At 68.8% G+C, this 576-nt stretch carries 1 protein-coding gene; it reads right to left on the bottom strand.

The features are described 5' to 3' along the window. Nucleotides 1–576 (bottom strand): hypothetical protein (locus tag AC3A56_RS17565; protein WP_487771216.1); only part of this gene is annotated, 576 nt, incomplete at both ends.

Below are 576 nucleotides of genomic sequence, written 5' to 3'. Positions count from 1 at the left end.
CCCACCAGGCCACTGCTGCCCTGGTTGGCAACGGTGTTGTCCAGCTGGTAGGTCTGGCCGGAACCCGTGATCGTGTCGCTGTTGCCGCTGCCTGTCACCGTGGTGACACCCGCCCAGGTACCGCCAATGCCGGTGGTCGCGCCGGCACCATCGGACAGGTCGAACGTCACCGGCGTGGCGTAGCTGGCGTAATTCAGCGTCTTCGCCGTGATGTTGCCCGTGACGCTGCCGCCGGTACCGAAGTTGACGGTACCGGTGGCTGCGTTGAGGTTGCCGATACCGCTGAAGCCACCCGGCAGCAGGGTCGTGACCGTGCCGGCGTTGCTTCCGCTCAGGTTGTAGACCTGCGCACCCGCGGTCGCGATCGTGCCGGTGCCGGCATCGGCGATGTTCTCGAACGAGGTCCAGGCCAGCGTGCCGCCGTTGCCGGCGCCCGCACCGGTCAGCGTGTAGGTCTGGTTGCTGCCACTGATCGTGTCCGAGGCCGAACCGCCCTTCGCCGTGGTGATGCCGCTCCAGCCGCCGGTGCCGGTGGCCGTGCCGCCCAGGCCCACGTTCACCGCCGTCGTGTACGCG

It is taken from the genome of Rhodanobacter sp. Soil_C_14 (assembly GCF_057657335.1).
This window is presented reverse-complemented; position numbering and strand designations above follow the sequence as displayed.